The organism is Acidovorax sp. GW821-FHT09A11, from assembly GCF_059418365.1.
In genome coordinates, this window is the sequence record NZ_JBWKPS010000001.1 from 300669 (window position 1) to 320240 (window position 19572).

Here is a 19572-nt window from a genome sequence, read left to right on the forward strand (position 1 = left end):
CACCCGGGGTAGCGCAATCCCGCCGGGCTTCGCCAGGGGGAAGGCTGGGGGTGCGTTGCGGGCGCGCGGGCACGGCGAAGGAGGGCCGCCGCCCGCTGGCCGCGCGCCGCGCCAGCGGGGCAGGCGCGGCGGGGGGCTGGCGAAAGCCGGGGGGACGGGAGCGGGCCCTACAGCGACTGGCTCAGGATCTCGCGGTACTCCTCGGGCGTGGCGATGCGGGGGTTGGTCTTGTGGCAATGGTCGGCCAGCGCGCCCCTGATGATGTCGTCGAACATGCCTTCGGTCACGCCCATGGCGGCAAGGCCCGTGGGCAGGCCCAGGCGGGCGTTCATGTCGCGGATGGCCTCGGGGATGTCGCCCGCCGCGCCCAGCCCCATGGCGTGGGCCATGCGCTCCAGGCGTTTTTCGTTGCGCACCGATTCGGCCCCGGCATTGAACCGGACCACGGCGGGCAGGAACATGGCGTTGAGCGTGCCATGGTGCAGGCGCGGGTTCACGCCACCCAGGCTGTGGCTGAGCGAGTGCACGGCGCCCAGTCCCTTCTGGAAGGCCATGGCGCCCTGCATGCTCGCGCTCATCATGTGCAGGCGCGCCTCGCGGTCGCTGCCGTTGCGCGTGGCCGGCTCGATGTGGGCCCAGCCACGCGTGAGGCCGTCCAGGGCAATGCCGTCGGCCGGCGGGTTGAAGGCGGCCGACATGAAGGTTTCCATGCAGTGGGCGATCGCGTCCATGCCCGTGGCGGCGGTCAGCATGGGCGGCAGGCCCAGCGTGAGCTCGGGGTCGCAGATGGCGGTCTTGGGCACCAGGTTCCACGAGTGGAACCCGAGCTTGCGGTGGTCGTCCACGATGATGATGGCGCCGCGCGCCACCTCGCTGCCGGTGCCGCTGGTGGTGGGCACCGCGATCAGCGGCGCGGCGCGCTCGGTGATGCGGGGCGAGCCGCCTTCGATGGTGGCGTAGTGCGTGAGCGGCCCGTCGTGCGTGGCGGCGATCGCGATGCCCTTGGCGCAGTCGATGGCCGAGCCGCCGCCCACGGCGATCAGGCCGTCGCAGCCCTCGGCCTGGTAGATCGCCACGGCGGCGCGCACGGCGGCCTCGGTGGGGTTGGAGGGCGTCTGGTCGAACACCGCCACGGTCATGCCAGGCAGGGCGTCCAGCGCCTTTTGCAGGATACCAGCGGCCTTCACGCCGGGGTCCGTCACGAGCAGGGGGCGTGTGATGCCGACGCGCTCGCATTCCTGCCGCAGCAGCTTGACCGCGCCGAACTCGAACTGGATCTGGGTGACGTAGTAGATGAAAGCCATGGTGAAGGTGGAAGTTACGTTTACGATTGCTGCAAAGACTCTACAACCCGGAGGCACCGATGACCACGAAGCAAACCCTCATTCCGCTCGCACTGGCCGGTGCATTCGTCGCGTTTGCGACATCCGCGCAGGCCGGCTGCCTGACCGATGCCCAGGCCGCCGAGCTGGTGGCCCACTACACCGCGAAGACCCCGGCCGCCAACCCCGAGGACCTGTCGGACGCCGATGGCGCCTGCACCCGCGCCAAGGTCAACCAGTTGCTGGCGCAGCGTCTGGGCAAGGTCGTGGGCTACAAGGCCGGCCTTACCAATCCCGCGGTGCAAAAGCGCTTCAACACCGACAAGCCCGTGTGGGGCAAGCTCTATGAAGGCATGGTCCTGCCCAGTGGCGCCACCGTGGACGCGGCCTTCGGCGCCCGGCCGCTGTACGAAGCCGACATGCTGGTGCGGGTGAAGAGCACCGCCATCAACCATGCCAGGACGCCGATGGAGGTGCTGGAGGCGGTGGACCAGGTCATCCCTTTCATCGAACTGCCAGACCTCATGGTGCAGGCGCCGCCCAAGCTCAATGGCGCCGGCGTGACGGCCATCAACGTGGGTGCGCGGCTGGGCGTGGCGGGCGCGCCGCTGCCCGTGCCGGCCTACCGGGCCGAGCGCTTCGCGATGCTGCAGGCCCTGGCCGACATGAATGTGTCGCTGGCCGACGGCGCGGGTGCGCGCCTGGGCGGCGGCAAGGGCAGCGACATCCTGGACCATCCCCTCAATGCCGTGGTGTGGCTCGCGGGTGCCCTCGCGCAGGAGGGGCTGGCGATGCAGCCGGGCGACCTGATCAGCCTGGGTTCGTTCTCGCCGCTGCTGCCGCCCAAGGCGGGCCTGGCGGTGACAGCGACCTACGACGGCCTGCCGGGCGCCGCGCCCGTGCGCGTGACCTTCAAGTAACAACAAACAAACAAACGACCCGCGGGCTGCCTGCCTGCGCGGGCTTCCTCCTGTTGCCGAGATCCTGACCGTTGGCCGACCTGCACATCCACCACACCCGCCTGACCCCCCAGATGCGCAGCGTGCTTGAGCGCATGGCGCGCGCGGGGCACCCCCCGCTGCACACCCGCTCGCCCCAGGACGCACGCACGGCCTACCAGGCGGGCGCCGATGTGCTGGAGGTGCCCAAGGCGGCCCTGGCGCGGGTGGAGGACCTGCACGTCCCCGCGCGCGACGGCCATGCGCTGCCCGCGCGGCTGTACGCACCGACCACGGAGGCGGGCCTGCCGGTGCTGCTGTACACCCACGGCGGCGGCTTCACCATCGGCAACATCGCCACGCACGACATCCTGTGCCGCGAGCTGGCGCGCCTGGGCCGCTGCATGGTGGTGTCGCTGGACTACCGGCTCGCGCCCGAGCACCGTTTTCCCACCGCGAGCAACGATGCCTGGGATGCGCTTGCATGGCTTGCTGCCCACGCCCGCGAACTGGGCGCCGACCCGGCGCGCATGGCCGTGGGCGGAGACAGCGCGGGCGGAACACTGGCCGCCGTGAACGCCATCCTGGCGCGCGACGCGGGCCTGCCGCTGGCACTGCAGCTGCTGTTCTACCCGGGCTGCGCGGCCCACCAGGACACGCCCTCGCATGCCACGTTCGCGCGCGGCCTGGTGCTGGAAGAGCCTGCCATCAGCTGGTTCTTTGGCAACTATGTGCGCAGCCGCGCCGAGCGCGAGGACTGGCGCTTCGCCCCGCTGCACGCCCCCGACGTGGACGGCGTGGCCCCCGCCTGGATCGGCCTGGCCGAATGCGACCCGCTAGTGGACGAGGGCGTGGACTATGCGGACAAGCTGCGGCTCGCGGGCGTGCCCGTGGACCTGGAGATCTACCGCGGGGTGACCCATGAATTCATCAAGATGGGCCGTGCCATTCCCGAGGCGCGCACCGCCCATGCCGACGCGGCCCGGGCGCTGCGCCAGGCGTTCTTTCAAACCACGGAGTGAATCTATCCATGCAACGCAGTGACTTCCGCTGTTTTCACCGCCTGCGCGTGCGCTGGGCCGAGGTGGACATGCAAAAAATCGTGTTCAACGCACACTACCTCATGTACATCGACACGGCGATGTCCGACTACTGGCGGGCGCTGGCGCTGCCGTATGAAGCGGGCATGCTGGCCCTGGACGGCGAGATGTACGTGAAGAAGGCCACGCTGGAATACCATGCGTCGGCGCGTCTGGACGACACGCTGGACGTGGGCCTGCGCTGCGCCAGGGTGGGCAATTCTTCCAGCCTGTTCCAGGCGGGCATCTTCAGCGGCGACCAGCTGCTCGTCTCGGGCGAGCTGGTCTATGTGTTCGCCGACCCGGCCACGCAGACTTCGCGCCCGGTGCCTGACAGCCTGCGCTCCATCTTCGAGGGCTTCGAGGCCGGCGCCGCGATGGCCGAGGTCAAGACCGGCGACTGGAACACGCTGGGCCGCGATGCCGGGCGCCTGCGCACCGCGGTCTTCGTGCGCGAGCAGGGCATTCCCGCGGACATCGAGGCCGATGCCCTGGACGCCAGCGCGCGCCACGCCGTGCTCTACAACCGCCTGGGCATGCCCGTGGCCACGGGGCGGCTGCTGCAGGAGGCGGCCGGCGTGGGCCGCATCGGGCGCATGGCGGTGGACCGCTCCGTGCGCGGCGCGCAGTGGGGCCAGCAATTGCTGGAAGCCTTGGTGGCCGCCGCGCGGGCCCGTGGCGACGGCGAGGTGCGCCTGCACGCCCAGCGCAGCGCGGAAGGCTTCTACCGCCGCGCGGGGTTCGCCGTGGTGGGCGAGCCCTGGGAAGAGGCGGGCATCGCCCACATCGCCATGGCGCGGCGCTGGTAGATTCTGCTATCAAAAAGAAAGCGCCTCGCGCTTTCCTGCAAACGGCCCTGGGGGATTCGTATCTGGATCCGCCCTGCATCAAGCGCGGGATGCTCCTGAATGCATAGCGGCGTGGCCTGATCCCGCAGCGGCCCGGTCCTGCCCGCGGGCGTCAGATGTCCGCGAGCAGCTCGTACGGCAGGGGCGCCAGCGCCAGCGCCAGCGGCACGCCCTGCACGTTGCCCACCTGCAGGGCACCACCCTGCGCGGCGGCGATCTGCAGCGACACGAGGGCGTCGGTGCCGCCACCGGGTGCCGGGGCGGCCTGCACGACGGTGCCGCAAGGCTGTTCCAGGTCCGGCACGGCGAACACTTCGGCCCCCACCGCCACATCGGCCGGGGCGTGGGCAATGTAGGTGCGGCGCTTGAGCGTGCCCCGGAACTGGCTGCGCGCCACCACCTCCTGCCCGGGGTAGCAGCCCTTCTTGAAGTTCACGCCGCCCACGGACTCGTAGTTGAGCATCTGGGGCACGAAGGCCTCGACAACCGGGGTGGTCAGCGTTGCCACCCCGCTGCGCACTTCGCTCCAGAGCCACAGGGCGGGTTCCATCGCGGGACCGGCGGGCGCGGGTTCTGCCGCGGGAGCCACCCAGAGCGCGCGCGGCCGGCCGTCGGCGGGATACAGGTGGACCACCGAGGCGGCACCCACGTCGGCCTTGGTCCAGGCGGGCTGGCCGCCGCCGGGCACCACATCGCCCGCCAGGCCGTACAGGGCGAAGTCGGCGGTGGCGTCGGTCAGCCTGGCCTTGGAGCGCAGCACGAACATCGACAGGCGATTGAGCGTGGGCGGCAGCAGGTCGCGGCTGCAGACCAGCAGGATCTCGCTGGCGCTGCGCTTGAAGCCGATGAAGGTGGCCTGCATGCGGCCCTTGGCGGACAGGAACGCTGCCAGGCGGGCCTGGTCCATGCCCAGCAGGGCGAAATCCTGGGTGAGCTGGCCGTGCAGGAACTTGGCGGCGTCTTCGCCTTCCACGCGAATCACGCCCAGGTGGGACAGGGGGGCTATGCCGTTCAAGGGGGTAGTCATCGCTGAATTATGATGCCCGGTTCTACACACACATTCATCAGGGTTGTGCGACGTCTATTGGCTTTGATTACGTTGGTTCTGATCGCCTCGGGCGGTGCGGCCTTCTGGTGGCTGCACCAGCCGTTGGTGACGGGCAGCGAACCCCTGGAGCTGGCCATCGAGCCCGGCACCACGCCGCGGGGCATTGCGCGCGACGTGGTGGCGGCAGGGGCGCGGGTCGATGCGCGCATGCTCTACGCATGGTTCCGCTTCTCGGGCCAGGACCGCGCCATCAAGGCCGGCAACTATGAAATCCCGCCCGGAACCACCCCACGGGGCCTGCTGCAGAAACTGGTGCGCGGCGAGGAAACCCTGCGCGCGCTGACCCTGGTGGAGGGCTGGAACTGGCGCCAGGTGCGCCAGGCCCTCGCCAGGGAAGACCAGCTCAAGCCCGACGCGGCGAACCTGAGCGACGAGGCGCTGATGGCCCAGCTGGGCCGCCCGGGCGTGCCGCCCGAGGGGCGGTTCTTTCCGGACACCTACGCCTATGCCAAGGGCTCCAGCGACATCGCCCTGCTGCGCCGGGCGCTGCACGCCATGGACCGCCGCCTGGAGGCCGCCTGGGCCCAGCGCGCGGCCGACACGCCGCTCAAGTCGGCCGATGAAGCATTGATACTGGCCAGCATCGTCGAGAAGGAAACCGGCCGTCCGGGCGACCGCGCCCAGATTGCCGGGGTTTTTGCCAACCGACTGCGCGCCGGTATGCTGCTGCAGACCGACCCCACCGTCATCTACGGCCTGGGCGAGCGGTTCGACGGCAACCTGCGCCGGCGCGATTTGCTGGCCGACACGCCGTGGAACACCTACACCCGGGCCGGCCTGCCTCCCACGCCCATCGCCATGCCCGGCAAGGCCGCCCTGCTCGCGGCGGTGCAGCCCGAGCCCACGCGTGCGCTGTACTTCGTGGCCAAGGGCGACGGCACCAGCCATTTCAGTGCCTCGCTGGAAGAGCACAACCGTGCGGTCAACCGCTACCAGCGCGGCCAGTAGCGCATGCGGCCTGGTGCGCGGGCGGCCGCGGCGCCCCGAGCCATGCGCCCCTGCAGATTCAACCCAAGGCTTTCATGTCACGACCCGGTCTTTTCATCACCTTTGAAGGCATCGACGGCGCGGGCAAGTCCTCGCACATCGAGGGCCTGGCGGCGGCTTTCCGTGCGCAGGGCCGCACGGTCACCGTGAGCCGCGAGCCCGGTGGCACGCCGCTGGCCGAAAAACTGCGCGAGATGGTCCTCAACGACCCGATGGACGCGCTCACCGAATCGCTGCTCATCTTCGCCGCGCGCCGGGACCACCTGCGCAATGTGATCGAGCCCGCCCTCGCGCGTGGCGACGTGGTGCTGTGCGACCGTTTCACCGATGCCACCTTCGCCTACCAGGGGGCCGGCCGGGGCTTCGATCTTGGCGTGCTATCGATATTGGAGCGGCTTGCGCAGACGGGTCTTTCGCCAGAGGCCGATCTGATGCGTGAGCCCGATCTGACCGTGTGGTTCGACCTGGCGCCGGAAGTGGCTGCCCAGCGCCTGGCCGGCGCCCGCGTGCCCGACCGTTTCGAGGCCCAGCCCGCCGAGTTCTTCCGCCGGGTGGCCCAGGGCTATGCCGACCGCGCGGCCGCCGCACCCCAGCGGTTTGCACGGCTGGACGCCGCGCAGGACCGCCACCGCGTGTGGCAGCAGCTCACCAGCGTCTTTGTGCGCAAGGGCTGGCTGGCCATCATGGTGGCCACCCAGGGAGGGGCGGCATGAGCGAGCCCGCCAACGCCCCTGCGACGGCCCTCGCGCCCTGGATCGCCGCACAGCGTGCCAGCCTGCTGGCCCAGCGCGGGCACGCCTGGCTGCTGCAGGGCCCGTCGGGCATGGGCCAGTACGCGCTGGGCATGGAGCTGGTGCGCGCCTGGCTGTGCGATGCACCGACCGCGCAGGGTGCCTGCGGCCAGTGCGGCAGCTGCCATGCGGTCAACGTGCGCACGCATGCCGACCTGTGCGTGCTGATGCCCGAGGTGCAGATGATGGCGCTGGGCTGGCCCCTGTCGGAGAAGGCCCAGGCGGACATCGACGACAAGAAGCGCAAGCCCAGCCGCGAGATCCGCGTGGAAGCGATGCGCGACGCGGTGGAGTTCTCGCAGCGTACCTCGGCCCGAGGCCGGGGCAAGGCCGTGCTGGTGTATCCCGCCGAGCAGATGAACCACATCACGGCCAATGCCTTGCTCAAGACCCTGGAGGAGCCGCCGGGGGATGTGCGCTTCGTCCTGGCCAGCGAGGCCGCGCACCAGTTGCTGCCCACCATCCGCAGCCGCTGCCTGGGCCACACGATGGTCTGGCCCGCCGAGGACCAGATGCTGCAGTGGCTGCAAGGGCAGGGCGTTGCCGGCGCCGCCGCGACGGCGTTCCTGCGCGCCGCCGGCGGGCGGCCCGACGATGCGCTGGCGCTGGCCCAGTCGGGGCGCAGCCCGCAGGCCTGGTCCGCGCTGCCCCAGGCCGTCGCCAAGGGGGATGTGACCGCGCTCGGGGACTGGGCGCCTGCGCAGGCCATCGATGCGCTGCAAAAGCTCTGCCATGACCTGCTGGCGGCGAGCGTGGGCGCCGCTCCGCGCTACTTCGCGGCGGCGGACCTCCCGAAGGCGCTGCCGCCGCTGGGCGCGCTGACACGCTGGTCGCGCGCGCTGGCCAAGGCCGCACGCACGGCGGACCATCCTTTCAATGCCGGCCTCATGCTGGAGGCGCTTGTCGCCCAGGCGCGAAACACCCTACACTCCAAGCACTGAGCCGTACCCACCCATCCATGAGCAGTCCATCCACCGCCCCCCGCCCCAGCGTCATGCAGCTGGCCATCAAGGAAAAGGCGGCCCTGTACGCGGCCTACATTCCCTTTTTCGCCGAAGGGGGCATTTTTGTCCCCACCCAGCGGGACTACAAGCTGGGCGATGATGTCTATGTGCTGCTGACGCTGCCGGACGACACGCAGCGCTACCCGGTGGCCGGTCGCGTGGCCTGGGTCACCCCGGCGCGGGCTGCGGGCAACCGCACGCAGGGCGTGGGCATCCAGTTTCCCAAGGACGAGAAGTCGCGCCAGCTCAAGGCCAAGATCGAGGAACTGCTCGGCACGGCGCTGGGGTCCGACCGGCCGACACAGACCATCTGAGCCGGCACCCGCCCACCGTGCCGACCCGTGCCAGGCGGGTCGGCATTTTTGTTTGCTGGCTGCGGCGGGCGGGCGGGGCTGCTGCCCACCCCGGAGGCTGCGATGGCCACCGGTGGCCCGCGTGGCGCGCAAACACGATTATTTTGAAACCGCATGTTCACTGATTCGCACTGTCATCTCAATTTTCCCGAACTGGCGAGCCAGCTGCCCGCCATCCGCCAGGCCATGGCCGACGCGCGCGTGGACCGGGCCTTGTGCATCTGCACCACCCTGGAAGAGTTCGAGGGCGTGCATGCCCTGGCCATGGCGCACGACAACTTCTGGAGCACGGTGGGCGTGCACCCGGACAACGAAGGCATCGCAGAGCCCACGGTGCAGGACCTGCTGGAGCGCGCCGCCTTGCCGCGCGTGGTGGCCATTGGCGAGACGGGGCTCGACTACTACGGCATGGAGGACCGCAAGGGAGGGCGCAGCATCGCCGACCTGGAGTGGCAGCGCGAGCGCTTTCGCAACCACATCCGCGCGGCGCGGGCGTGCGGCAAGCCGCTGGTCATCCACACCCGCAGCGCGTCGGACGACACGCTCTCCATCTTGCGCGAAGAGGGGGAGGACGGCCCCGGCAACCGCGCGGGCGGCGTGTTCCACTGCTTCACCGAATCGATGCAGGTGGCGCGCGCGGCGCTCGATCTGGGCTACTACATCTCCTTTTCGGGCATCGTCACATTCAAGAGCGCCCAGGAACTGCGCGACGTGGTGGCCTTCGTGCCGCTGGACCGCACCCTGATCGAAACCGACAGCCCCTACCTCGCGCCCGTGCCATACCGTGGCAAGACCAACAACCCGTCGTATGTACCCTACGTGGCCAGGCAGGTGGCCGAAACCAAGGGGCTGGCGCTCGAGGCGGTGGCCGAGGCTACGAGCCGCAACTTCGACGCCTTGTTCAAGGGAGTGACCGAATGATCCACCATCGCCGCAACGTGTTGGCGACCCTGGTGCTGGGGCTGGCTGCTCCCGCTATCTGGGCAGGAGCCTACGAGGATTTTTTTGTCGCCATCCTGCGCGATGACGGTGGCGCCATCACCGCGCTGCTGCGCAGGGGGTTCGACCCTGATACGCGCGACCCGAAAGGCCAGGTGGGCCTCACCATCGCCTTGCAAAACGGCGCTTCCAAGGCCTTCTTTGCACTGCTGGCCGCACGGCAGGTGAATGTGGATGCACGGAACGCACAGGACGAGAGCCCCTTGATGATGGCCGCGCTCAAGGGCAACGTGGAGGCCGTGAAGGCGCTTCTTGCACGCGATGCGGATGTGAACAAGACGGGCTGGACGCCCCTGCACTACGCGGCGTCCGCCGGCTCGCCCCAGCATGCGGCGATCATCGCGCTGCTGCTGGAAAACCATGCGTACATCGATGCCGCTTCGCCCAACGGCACGACCCCCCTCATGATGGCGGCGCACTACGGCTCCATCGAGTCCGTGCAGCTTTTGCTGGACGAGGGCGCCGACCCCACGCTCAAGAACCAGCTGGGCCTGACCGCCACGGACTTCGCCATGCGCGTGAGCCGCACCGATTCTGCGGAACGGATTGCCGCTGCCATACGCAAGCGCCAGCCCAACCGGGGCAGGTGGTAGGGCTCGTGCGAGGGTTTCCCGCGCGGGGTGGCGCGGGTTCAGTGGAGTGCGGCGGTTTCGCCCGAGGCCGGCCGCGCCTGCAGGCGCGCGTACAGCCCGCCCCGCGCCATCAGTTCGCCATGGGTTCCTTGCTCGGCAATGCGTCCACGCTCCATGACGATGACCCGGTCCGCATGTTCGATGGTGGACAGGCGGTGGGCAATGACCAGCGTGGTGCGCCCCTGCATCAGGCGCTGGAGGGCGTCCTGCACCAGCCGCTCCGATTCGGTGTCCAGCGCCGAGGTGGCCTCGTCCAGGATCAGGATGGGGGCATCCTTGTACAGCGCCCGGGCAATCGCCAGCCGCTGCCGCTGCCCGCCTGACAATTGGGTGGCGTTGTGGCCCACCACGGTGTGGATGCCCCGTGGAAGCGCCGCCACGTGTTCCGCCAGGTTCGCGGCTGCCAGGCATTCCTGCACGCGCAGGTCGTCCACCTCGCGCCCCAGCGCCACGTTGGCGGCGATGGTGTCGTTGAACATCACCACGTCCTGGCTCACCATCGCGAACTGCGACCGCAGCGATCCCAGGTCCCACTCGGGCAGGGGGCGGCCATCCACCAGGATGTCGCCCGACGCGGGCATCACGAACCGTGGCAGCAGGTTGACCAGTGTCGTCTTTCCGGCGCCGGAGGGGCCGACCAGGGCGACGATTTCACCGGGCTCCACGCGCAGGCTGACCTGGTCCAGTGCCGGGGCATGGTCGGGGCCGTACGACACCGTCACCCGGGACAGCTCCAGCGCGCCCCGCACGCGGTCCGTGCGGTACTGGCCGCCTGTTTCGGCGCCGGTGTCGCCCAGCAGCGCGAGTCCCCGTTCAAGGGCCGCCACCCCCCGGGTGATCGGGCTGGCGACATCGGCCAGGCGGCGGATGGGAGCTATGAGCATCAGCATGGCCGTGATGAACGACACGAAGCCGCCCACCGTGACGTCCTTCGCGTCCACCGCGCCACGGCTTTGCCACAGGGCGATGCAGATCACCACGGAGAGCGCCGCGGCGGCCAGCAACTGCGTGAGCGGTGTCATGGCCGCGGACGCAATCGTCGACTTGATGGCCAGGCGGCGCAGGCTCTGGCTCAGCCCGGCGAAGCGCCCGGCCTGGCCGGCCTGCGCGCCGTGCAGCCGCACCATGCGGTGCGCCAGCACGTTTTCCTCCACCACGTAGGCCAGCTCGTCGGTCGCCTGCTGGCTGCTTTTTGTCAGGTGGTAGAGGCGCCGGGAAAGTGTCTTCATGATCCAGGCCACGCCCGGCACCACCACCGCCACGATCAGCGTGAGCTGCCAATTGAGGTACAGCAGGTAGGCCAGCAGCGCCACCAGCGTGAACCCGTCACGCGATACGCCCAGCAGTGCCTGCACGAGCAAGGTTGCGCCGGTCTGCACTTCGTACACCACGGTGTTGGACAAGGTGCTGGCCGACTGCCGCGAGAACAGGCCCATTTCCGCCGCCAGGACCCTGTCGAACAGCGATTGCCGCAGCGTCAGCATGCCCTCGTTGGCAATGCGTGCCAGCGCGTACTGGCCGACGAACTGCGCGACGCCGCGCACGAAGAAAACGCCCAGGATGGCCAGGGGCACCATCCACAGCTGCAGGGTTCCCTGGGTGAAGCCGCGGTCCAGCAAAGGCTGCAGCAGCGCGGGAATCAGGGGCTCGGTCACGGCGCCCACGAGGGTGGCGACAACGGCAAGGCTCCAGGCCATCCGCTGGTTGCCGAAGTAGACCGATAGCCGCTGAAGGCGCGTGGTCAGGCTTGCGGCAGGAGGAGGAGGGGGGGCGGGCGTGGCGCCCGGGCCTGAATCTGTGGCTTGCATGTGGCCCGGATTCTACGGTCGCGGGCTGCCAGGGCCTGCACGCTCCTCTGAGCAGTGCCCATTGATCGGATGCGGGCCGGCGCGGCAGGAAAAAACCAGCGCCCGAAGGCCATGCGCACGGTTGGCTCGAAATCAAGGCCGATGGCCCTGGTGGCCGCACAGTTTGTCACAGGGGTTTTCCCGCTGTGTGTAACATTCGGGTTTGCCCTTCGGCATTTGTTCGGCTACCGCTGGATGCCAATGACCACAGATCGAATCTCTACACACCCATCTCCTGCGGCTTTGCCGCATCCCTTGCGCCGCCAGGTACTGGCCGCGCTCATTGCCACTCCCGCCCTGCCAGCACTGGCGCAATTTCGCGTCGAGGTGACGGGCGTTGGCCTGACCCAGCTGCCCATTGCGATCGCTCCGTTCCGGGGCGAGGCGCAGGCGCCCCAGAAGATGTCGTCCATTGTCCAGGCCGACCTGGAGCGCAGTGGCCAGTTCCGTGCGGTGGATGCGTCGGGCGCGGTGCTGGACGAAACCGCGCGCCCCGATGTGGCCCTGTGGCGCCAGAAAAGCGCGGATTCCCTGGCAACCGGTAGCATCACGCGCCTGGCGGATGGCCGCTTCGACATCCGCTTTCGCCTTTGGGATGTGGTGAAGGGGCAGGACCTGGGTGGGCAGAGCTTTGTGGTCACGCAGGGCGATCTGCGCCTGGTGGCCCACCGCATCGCCGATTTCATCTATGAAAAGCTGACGGGTGAACGCGGAATTTTCTCGACCCGCATTGCCTACGTCACCAAGACCGGCCCCCGCTACAGCCTGTGGGTGGCGGACGCCGACGGCGAGAATGCGCAGTCGGCCCTGTCGAGCCCCGAGCCCATCATCTCGCCCGCGTGGTCGCCCAATGGCGGCCAGCTCGCCTACGTCTCGTTCGAATCACGCAAACCCGTTGTCTACGTGCACGACGTGGCCTCCGGCCGCAGGCGCCTGATCGCCAATTTCCGGGGCTCCAACAGCGCGCCCGCCTGGGCTCCGGACGGACGCTCCCTGGCCGTGACGCTGAGCCGTGATGGCGGCTCCCAGCTCTACACCATCGACGCCAATGGCGGCGAACCGCGCCGCCTCATGCAGAGCTCGGGCATCGATACCGAACCCGTGTTCTCCGGCGACGGCCGCAGCATCTACTTCGTGAGCGACCGGGGTGGCGCACCGCAGATCTACAAGGTCCCTGCCTCTGGCGGCAATGCGGAGCGTGTCACTTTCACGGGCAGCTACAACATTTCCCCCAGCATCAGCCCGGATGGCCGCTGGCTGGCCTATATTTCCCGCGTTGGCGGGGCTTTCAAGCTGCATGTCATGGACCTGTCCTCCGGCACCGTGAATGCAGTCACGGACACCACGGCGGACGAGAACCCCAGTTTTGCTCCCAATAGCCGCCTCATCGTCTATGCCACCCAGCAGCAAGGGCGCGAAGCGCTCATGACCACCACGCTGGACGGCAAGATCAAGGCCCGGCTCGCGGGGCAGGCGGGAGATATCCGCGAGCCCGACTGGGGCCCATTTCAAAAGCAATGAACTTATCCGCACTTTCAGTTACCAAGCTTTCAGGAGAATTTTGGATGATCAAACGCATTACCCTTGCCCTTACCGTTGTCGCATTGATGGCCGGATGCAGTTCCGGCGTGAAGCTGGATGACGTGCCTGTCGAAGACAAGAACGCCACGTCCACCATGGGCACCAACAGTGGGGCCAACTCCGGCAACACTGCCCAGAGCGGCGTGGCCGGCGTGGACCTTGGCCAGTCGGGCCGCGATGCAGCCGGCCCCGTGGGTGTGAGCCGCATCGTCTATTTCGACTACGACAGCTACGTGATCAAGCCTGAATTCCAGTCCCTGATCGAAGCGCATTCCCGCTTCATCAAGTCTGGCAACGGCCGCAAGGTCATGATCGAAGGCCATACCGACGACCGTGGTGGCCGCGAGTACAACCTGGCCCTGGGCCAGAAGCGCGCCGAAGCCGTGCGCCGTTCGCTGGCGCTGCTGGGTGTGCCAGACAACCAGATGGAAGCCGTGAGCTTTGGCAAGGAAAAGCCCGCCGCCCAAGGCAATAGCGAAGACGTGCACGCACAGAATCGCCGGGCAGAACTGTCCTATCGTTGATGCGCACGTTGTCTTTTCCTGTGTCCTACCTGTTCAAGGCACTGGCGGCCGGGGCGCTGTCGGCGGCCTTGCTGCCCGCGGCGCATGCAGCCCTTTTTGAGGACGACGAGGCCCGCCGCGCCATCATCGAAATGCGCCAGCGTGTTGACGGGCTGCAAATGTCCCAGCAACGCGCAGCCGAAGAAATGCGCAGGCTTGGCGAAGAGAATGGCCAGCTCCGGCGCAGCCTGCTTGATCTGCAGGGGCAGATCGAGACGCTGCGCATGGAGCAGTCCAAGCTTCGGGGCCAGAACGAGCAGTTGCTGCGGGACGCTGCGGACCTGCAGCGGCGCCAGAAGGACATTGCCCAGGGAGTGGATGAGCGCCTGAAGCAGTTTGAGCCGGTGAAGGTGACGGTGGACGGCCAGGAGTTCCAGGCCGACCCCGCCGAAAAGAAGGACTTCGAAGCGGCCCTGTCCGTGTTCCGTTCGGGCAAGTTTTCCGATGCGAGTTCGGCATTTGCGGCGTTTGTGCGGCAGTACCCGCGCAGTGGCTTCGTGCCTTCCGCCCGCTTCTGGCTGGGGAACGCCCAATATGCCACCCGCGAGTACAAGGAGGCCATCAACAACTTCAAGCTGATGCTGGCTGATGCCCCCTCCCATGCCCGTGCGCCGGAAGCGGCCCTGTCCATCGCCAACTGCCAGATCGAACTCAAGGACATGCGGGCCGCGCGCAAGACGCTGGAAGATCTTCTGCGCGCCTACCCGCAATCTGAAGCTGCGATGGCGGCCAAAGAACGCCTTTCCCGCTTGAAGTGATGCCCGGCGCACCGTCTTTTCAAGCGGCGCCGTCCCCCATTGTCGTGCCTGAGTCCGCCGCCCCGGATCGCCGTTTCGGCGGACTGGAGCGGCTGTACGGCGTGCAGGGCGCCGCCCGGATCCGCCAGGCACACATCGCGGTGGTGGGGATTGGTGGCGTAGGCTCATGGGCCGCCGAGGCCTTGGCGCGCAGCGGGGTGGGGCAGATCACCCTGATCGATCTCGACCATGTGTCCGAGTCAAATATCAACCGCCAGATTCATGCGCTCACCGGGACCATTGGACAAGCCAAGGTTCTGGCGATGCGGGATCGGATCGCACAGATTCACCCGGAGTGCACGGTCCATTGCATCGAGGACTTCGTGGAGCCGGAAAACTGGCCTGGGTTGCTTCCCGTGCCCGTTGATGCGGTGATCGATGCCTGCGATCAGGTCAAGGCCAAGACGGCCATTGCGGCATGGGCCCAGGCCAGCGGGGTGCTGCACATCACCGTGGGTGCGGCGGGTGGCAAGCGGCATGCGCACAAGGTGGATGTGGACGACCTCGCGCGGACGACCCACGATCCTTTGCTGGCGCAACTGCGCTATCGCATGCGCAAGCACCACCGTGCCGCGCGCGAGGGCAAGAAGATCGGCGTGGACTGTGTCTTCAGCCGAGAGGCTGTGGCTCCGCCGGATGCGTCATGCCAAATCGATGGGGATGGCTCCCTGAATTGCCATGGGTATGGTTCGGTGGTCGCCGTGACGGCCACCTTCGGCCAGTGTGCCGCGGGCTGGGTGCTGGACAAACTTGCCGCAACTTCCAGGAAGGCCGTAAAAACAACGCTATAATCCAAGGCTTTGCAGCCATCGGCCACGATTGCTGCAACAGGTCGGGACGTTAGCTCAGTTGGTAGAGCAGCGGACTTTTAATCCGTTGGTCACAAGTTCGAATCTTGTACGTCCTACCACCCATACAAGGCCCTGTAGCAATACAGGGCCTTTTTTGTTTGCTGCGAAATTTGTAGCAATGCGCTCAATCACGTTGATGTGCTCTTTCCGCAATCTGGCTGGGTGTTCCGCAAAAATAGGTGCGATGTACTCCGTACTTGTCCAACTTTCCTCTCACTAAAGCTCAACTATCCAGGCCATAGGTCGCTCTGCGCAATTGCCAGACATGCATTGTTGGCCGCCAACTTTCCATTCGTTTGGCCGCTTGATCTGTCCGCTTTCTATCCCGGCCGTTGGTTCAACTCGATGGCTCAGGACCAAAAAAACTTGCGGATCTGTAACGGCCGGGATAGGCTTGTAAGCAGGAGGGATTAAAAATGAGATCTATCGCAGTTGCATTGGTGCTTTGTAGCTCTTTGTCTTGCCTTGCTGCCGATCCGTCGCCGCCCTGTTCAGAGAATCCATATGTCATCCAGACCGAACGTGGAAAACTGAGCATTAAGACGACTCTTCCTCCAAGTTTGATAGGTCCCTCCGCCAAACCTGATGGCACTTCTGCTGAAGCAGCACTTCAATTCACCCGAAGCATGTATGCGGACATGGCTCCTGGTGTTATTAGTGAGGTGCTTGGTATCTATACATGCTGGGTTGAGCGAGCGATCGAAGCAGACGCAACTAAAACACCTGAGCAAAAGAGAGCTATTAAAGATGCTTGGGACGCTGCTGTCATTGACATTTCCATTACTTCATCGCGGTACTTTACAGCCTTTGTTGCGAGATACGATACGGTTGACCAGCTGAACCCTGCAAAACTGAAAGAGTCCCTAGATGCGGATGGCAGATCTCCTTCAGCTTATCTCAGTGCTATCAAACAGGAGAATTTTTTGATCACCTCAGGTTTTGAAGGTTGGATAAGCGGCACCATCAATGGGATATCTGGGACGGTCTGTGGTACATACTTACGCAGAGCGCTCGCTACTAATGCTGCAGCAATTCAACACGTCGCAGCATCTGTCCGCCCTGTGCTTGCAAATTATTTTGCAGACAAAAAAAGCGGTGTAATCGCTGCGAAAGCCATGCTCTATACTCGGGCGGCCTCGTCGCTGTTGTTGCAACCGCCAACAGATGAGGAGTCACTTAAAGCGTTGAGCCAATGTGCGGCCTTGGGGTCATCTCCCAAATGAAATCTCTTCCTTGCTCAATTGGCGGAGTATTGCTGGCCGTGCTGGTGACAGGGTGCGCTTCTTGGCCTCCCTGGGGTCAACCTGAAGATCCTTTAATCGCTGAGACCTGCACCTCCATCAGCAACATCACCGAAAAGAATTATAGGCTTGGTGCAAGCATGAGCTATGTGTTGGTTGGTCTCGGATTGATTTTTGAAAAATCCGGTGTCACCCTCACTTCTCAAATGGCCGATCATCAAATAGACCAAGATAGAATATGTCGACTGCGTGCCAAGGGAAAAATAAGCGAAGAAAGTTGGCTCCAGGCCAGTCTAGCTTTCGCAACTGCTAGTTCTGCAGGGGCATCCCGCACCAAGGACCCAGAAGTATTACGGAAACTCAAAGAGAATCTTGCAGACTTACAGGTCCAGGTTCGCAAGATTTCAGAGATAGGACCGCGTACTCCTGAAATCCGTGGATCCGTTACCGAGCTAGACATTAGTCAGGTGATAGCTGACGCTCAGCTAGTTTCCGATACCGAGCTCAGTGCAAGACTAAAAGCGCTAAATGACAAGTTCGGATTTCAAGCGGATAGCGTCGCCACTTTGCGGGAGCAGTACGAGAAATCTCAAAAAGCTAGGGATGAGCAGGATTTCCGCCTCCTTGGAACACTTGCAGCGCTTCAGAAGCAAGTAGAAACTCTACGATCCGCCTCTGGCCCCATTACCGTTGCTGGAGCTCAACAACTTGCATGGCGACAGCAACAAACGTTTCGTATTGGTTTTGACCTGGGGTCGTCGAACCTGTCTGAGCGTGCCAAACTCACGTTGCGCTCAGCGCTAAGTGAGCTGACCCATTCGGAAGATTACCGCGTCGAACTTTTTGGATACACGGACACATCAGGGAGTGCTGTGACCAATGCCGCACTCAGCATGGCGCGTGCGCAGGAGGCGCGTGACTTTTTGATGGACATGGTTCAGCTGGAGCCTTCCAAAATTCTCGCAGTAGGACGACAGCGAGGAGTGAGCAAGTTTGGCTCGCCAAAAGAAAATCGAGTTGTGGAAGTGCGTGTGTTTGTCTTAGGCGCACCCGACGCGTTCGCTGAAGCTGTAGCACCACGCTGAACACTTCGCAGCGGGGCTACAACTTGGTGAATAGCTTGTTCCGCTGTTGATAGGGAAATCAGATGTGGATGTTGCAGCATTCAACGCACTGGCTTCACCTTCTTCCCCACCTTGTGCCTGATGTAGTGGGCGGTCATTCCCTCGGTGGTGTGCCCCAGTAGCGCCTGCGCAGACCGGGTTCCTGATTCCTCATCCACAGCGGTAGCAGCAGTGGCCCGGAGATCACGAAACTGAAAGTCGGCCTTGGCGATGCGAGCAGCAGCGCGGGCATCATCGAAGCGGTCCCGCAGCATGTGCTTTGACAGCTGCTCGCCCGACTCATTCACCAATAGCGCCAGCGGCCGCACCTTGAACTGGGCTTTGAAGGCCTGAATCTCTTCCAGCAGGCGCTTGAGTTCACCCTCGATTTCAATGCGCAGCTTGGCGCCAGTCTTGCCCTGGCGCACGTGCAAGACGCCTCCGCTGATGTGGCTCTCGCTCATGCGCAGCACGTCGCCCGGTCGTTGGCCTGTGAGGTCGGCCAGGCGGATGGCGAACTGGAGCGGCAAGCCAGCGTGTTCCAAAGATGCTCTGCATCATCTGGTCGCTCACCACCACATCACGGCCCGATTCCTTGAACCCCCTCGTTCCGGCGGAAGTGGTTTGGCGCTGCGTGCCGCCATGGCAGCTCCCTATAGGTAGCAAGTGAATTCAACCGTCCGATACACTTGAACACATATGTATTCATATGGAGGAGCGGAGATGAACTTGCGCAGTGCCTGCGTTGGCTTGGCGTTCTTGGCTGCGGCGAACGCGGCCCAAGCCATTTACACGATCAACATCGATCAGGTGGGCGCGGATGTTGTGATGACAGGCTCCGGCTCGCTCAATACGAGTTCAATGTCTGCGTTGACAACCATCGGGTTGTGCGCTGCAGGACACGGGTTGATCCACAACAACGCTATCTGCATCGGGACGGAAACGACTGCAGACATGTTCAGCGGTGTGCTATTCCCAAGCTTGACTGGCGTAGCCTCCACACCACAAGCCGGCACTGGTTCCATGGGGCCTGGCGTCTACATTCTCGGTGCCGATCTTTATTTGCCCGAGAACTACATCTCTGAGGCTTCCATCTCGAACTCAACGACGTTCGCGGGGACAACCCTCGCGGGAGCGGGGCTGACCGTCGGAACCCGAACGCTCTTCCTGCCCTCGGGCGACGAGATCATCATCAACATCGGGCTGGCTCCGCCGCCAGTTGTCCCCGCCGCCAGCATTCCTACCTTGAGTGAGTACGCCTTGATGGCCATGGCGTCAATGATGGCCATGCTGGGCGTCGCAGCAGTGAGACGCAGGCGGGGCTGAAGGCTGCCCGGGCTTTCCAGCAGGAACCCCGATCAGCGGCAGCGCCACTGCCGGGCCCCAGCTATGCACACAGGACCCGAAGTTGACGTGTCGGTTGACTTTTGACGTTGGCGGGTGCACGCCATCTGGCAGTTTCAGGCTGCTTGCTGCTGCCAATCAACCAACGTCCGCCCCAGGTCTTTTGGGTGGCCACGAGGACCGC

General features: G+C 65.5%; 20 protein-coding genes and 1 tRNA gene. 17 read left to right on the forward strand and 4 right to left on the reverse strand.

From position 1 onward, the window contains the following. Positions 1-167 precede the first annotated feature (167 nt). A complete protein-coding gene (gene gbd, locus AC07PV_RS01410) occupies positions 168-1304 on the reverse strand; it encodes a 4-hydroxybutyrate dehydrogenase (protein ID WP_494629169.1) in 1137 nt (378 codons plus the stop codon). A gap of 59 nt (positions 1305-1363) precedes the next feature. Between gbd and AC07PV_RS01415 the strand changes: the two genes are divergently transcribed. From AC07PV_RS01415 to AC07PV_RS01425, 3 genes are all read left to right on the forward strand, one after another. Continuing rightward, entirely contained in the window at positions 1364-2242 is an 879-nt protein-coding gene (locus AC07PV_RS01415; protein WP_369642617.1) for a 2-keto-4-pentenoate hydratase, read from the forward strand. A gap of 71 nt (positions 2243-2313) precedes the next feature. Continuing rightward, positions 2314-3282: an alpha/beta hydrolase gene (locus tag AC07PV_RS01420; protein WP_494629171.1), complete on the forward strand. Its 969-nt coding sequence runs from the start codon at positions 2314-2316 to the stop codon at positions 3280-3282. Between the two features lie 8 nt (positions 3283-3290). Continuing rightward, entirely contained in the window at positions 3291-4148 is an 858-nt protein-coding gene (locus tag AC07PV_RS01425; RefSeq protein WP_218294799.1) for a YbgC/FadM family acyl-CoA thioesterase, read from the forward strand. A 151-nt stretch (positions 4149-4299) separates the two neighbouring features. Here the strand turns inward: AC07PV_RS01425 and ygfZ are convergent, their stop codons facing one another. Continuing rightward, the gene (ygfZ, locus tag AC07PV_RS01430) at positions 4300-5214 is read right to left on the reverse strand and encodes a CAF17-like 4Fe-4S cluster assembly/insertion protein YgfZ (protein WP_494629173.1); all 915 of its coding nucleotides are present in this window, start codon (positions 5212-5214) and stop codon (positions 4300-4302) included. 45 nt (positions 5215-5259) lie between these two features. On the opposite strand from ygfZ, the gene mltG reads away from it, so the two are divergent. The 6 genes from mltG to AC07PV_RS01460 all read left to right on the forward strand — a co-directional run bounded on the left by mltG (position 5260) and on the right by AC07PV_RS01460 (position 10022). Further along, positions 5260-6243, forward strand: coding sequence for an endolytic transglycosylase MltG (gene mltG / locus AC07PV_RS01435; RefSeq protein WP_494629175.1), 984 nt, complete (start codon positions 5260-5262; stop codon positions 6241-6243). A gap of 74 nt (positions 6244-6317) precedes the next feature. Then, complete coding sequence (gene tmk / locus AC07PV_RS01440) at positions 6318-6995, forward strand: dTMP kinase (RefSeq protein WP_494629176.1); 678 nt, start codon at positions 6318-6320, stop codon at positions 6993-6995. After that, entirely contained in the window at positions 6992-8014 is a 1023-nt protein-coding gene (locus AC07PV_RS01445) for a DNA polymerase III delta subunit-related protein (protein WP_492245354.1), read from the forward strand. The genes tmk and AC07PV_RS01445 overlap by 4 nt, the downstream gene beginning before the upstream one ends. 17 nt (positions 8015-8031) lie before the next feature. Continuing rightward, positions 8032-8391 (forward strand): PilZ domain-containing protein, encoded by a 360-nt coding sequence (locus AC07PV_RS01450; protein WP_015013859.1) that lies wholly within the window; start codon positions 8032-8034, stop codon positions 8389-8391. Between the two features lie 153 nt (positions 8392-8544). Beyond that, positions 8545-9351, forward strand: a complete 807-nt coding sequence (locus AC07PV_RS01455; RefSeq protein ID WP_218341126.1) for a TatD family hydrolase — start codon at positions 8545-8547, stop codon at positions 9349-9351. Continuing rightward, entirely contained in the window at positions 9348-10022 is a 675-nt protein-coding gene (locus tag AC07PV_RS01460; RefSeq protein WP_492253327.1) for an ankyrin repeat domain-containing protein, read from the forward strand. The genes AC07PV_RS01455 and AC07PV_RS01460 overlap by 4 nt, the downstream gene beginning before the upstream one ends. A gap of 38 nt (positions 10023-10060) precedes the next feature. Here AC07PV_RS01460 and msbA read toward each other — a convergent pair whose 3' ends face one another. Next, positions 10061-11869 carry a lipid A export permease/ATP-binding protein MsbA gene (gene msbA / locus AC07PV_RS01465; protein ID WP_492245351.1) on the reverse strand — a complete coding sequence of 603 codons (1809 nt, stop codon included), beginning with the start codon at positions 11867-11869 and terminating at the stop codon, positions 10061-10063. Between the two features lie 240 nt (positions 11870-12109). On the opposite strand from msbA, the gene tolB reads away from it, so the two are divergent. The 7 genes from tolB (at position 12110) to AC07PV_RS01500 (ending at position 18026) form a co-directional block, all read left to right on the forward strand. Further along, a complete protein-coding gene (tolB, locus tag AC07PV_RS01470; RefSeq protein ID WP_218294807.1) occupies positions 12110-13429 on the forward strand; it encodes a Tol-Pal system beta propeller repeat protein TolB in 1320 nt (439 codons plus the stop codon). A gap of 44 nt (positions 13430-13473) precedes the next feature. Beyond that, complete coding sequence (gene pal, locus AC07PV_RS01475; protein WP_218294808.1) at positions 13474-14013, forward strand: peptidoglycan-associated lipoprotein Pal; 540 nt, start codon at positions 13474-13476, stop codon at positions 14011-14013. An 8-nt stretch (positions 14014-14021) separates the two neighbouring features. After that, positions 14022-14810 (forward strand): tol-pal system protein YbgF, encoded by a 789-nt coding sequence (gene ybgF, locus AC07PV_RS01480; protein ID WP_494629179.1) that lies wholly within the window; start codon positions 14022-14024, stop codon positions 14808-14810. Then, a complete protein-coding gene (locus AC07PV_RS01485) occupies positions 14810-15640 on the forward strand; it encodes a tRNA threonylcarbamoyladenosine dehydratase (RefSeq protein ID WP_492253324.1) in 831 nt (276 codons plus the stop codon). Before ybgF ends, AC07PV_RS01485 begins: the two co-directional genes overlap by 1 nt. A gap of 43 nt (positions 15641-15683) precedes the next feature. Then, positions 15684-15759, forward strand: a tRNA-Lys gene (locus tag AC07PV_RS01490). Positions 15760-16116: 357 nt separating this feature from the next. Then, complete coding sequence (locus AC07PV_RS01495; protein ID WP_494629180.1) at positions 16117-16923, forward strand: hypothetical protein; 807 nt, start codon at positions 16117-16119, stop codon at positions 16921-16923. Then, positions 16920-18026, forward strand: a complete 1107-nt coding sequence (locus tag AC07PV_RS01500; RefSeq protein WP_494629181.1) for an OmpA family protein — start codon at positions 16920-16922, stop codon at positions 18024-18026. Before AC07PV_RS01495 ends, AC07PV_RS01500 begins: the two co-directional genes overlap by 4 nt. Before the next feature lie 80 nt (positions 18027-18106). Here the strand turns inward: AC07PV_RS01500 and AC07PV_RS01505 are convergent, their stop codons facing one another. Beyond that, positions 18107-18574, reverse strand: a complete 468-nt coding sequence (locus AC07PV_RS01505) for a tyrosine-type recombinase/integrase (protein WP_494629183.1) — start codon at positions 18572-18574, stop codon at positions 18107-18109. A gap of 193 nt (positions 18575-18767) precedes the next feature. Between AC07PV_RS01505 and AC07PV_RS01510 the strand changes: the two genes are divergently transcribed. Further along, on the forward strand, positions 18768-19370 hold the full coding sequence (locus AC07PV_RS01510) for an IPTL-CTERM sorting domain-containing protein (protein WP_494629184.1): 603 nt from the start codon (positions 18768-18770) through the stop codon (positions 19368-19370). Positions 19371-19572 lie beyond the last annotated feature (202 nt).